The sequence below is a fragment of the Grimontia marina genome, from assembly GCF_900060185.1.
Classification (GTDB): domain Bacteria; phylum Pseudomonadota; class Gammaproteobacteria; order Enterobacterales; family Vibrionaceae; genus Enterovibrio; species Enterovibrio marinus.
In genome coordinates, this window is record NZ_FIZY01000231.1 from 1 (window position 1) to 652 (window position 652).

At 37.4% G+C, this 652-nt stretch carries 1 protein-coding gene; it reads left to right on the forward strand.

Features of this window, described 5'->3' with window-relative positions; all coding sequences use genetic code 11:
- On the forward strand, nt 1-511 hold a 511-nt coding region (locus GMA8713_RS27915; RefSeq protein ID WP_422615216.1), incomplete at its 5' end, for a hypothetical protein.
- Nucleotides 512-652: the final 141 nt, after the last annotated feature.

Genomic DNA, 652 nt, shown 5'->3' on the forward strand with positions numbered 1-652 from the left:
AGGTTCAATTGCTTTGTGGTCGATTAAAGAAGATCAATTTGTTAATAGTGATTGGCAGAATTTAAGAAATAAGATCCCGCCACAATATTTGATGAACGCTAAAAATTACGTGTGTCCTCCGGCTGATTTTTTAAAATCACTCGTAGGTAAAAAAAATGTGTTGGGATGGACACTAAAAGAACTGGCTACACGCTTACGGTGCTCACCAGAGCAGTTAGGCGCAGACATTAAGCGCGAAAAAGTGAGCTTTCTTACTTTTAGCGCAATATTGATGTATTGCGGCTATAAACCGCATGAAGTATTTGGACTAACACCGAATGAAAAAGAAAATCGGGTGTTACTGAGTGAAGTTATAAACCAATACATAAACGATAAGAACGCGCTACACGCCAAACATCAAAACGAGCTTAAAGATCTTGCGCTTCGATATTTGGAAGCAACTCCAGAGCTAAAAAAAGCGGAAGGACAGGGGCTACCTAAGCAAGATTTAGAAAGTTATGAGGAAGAATAATTATGACAAAAAATCAACTGAACATGTTTATGATCGCCGCCGCTTCTCTAATTTTAATGCTATACGGTATAAAAATTGATCACTTAATTAGTTTTGTAATGGTTGGAAGTGGGGGCGTTTTCTTTTTATTTAGCTTTTATG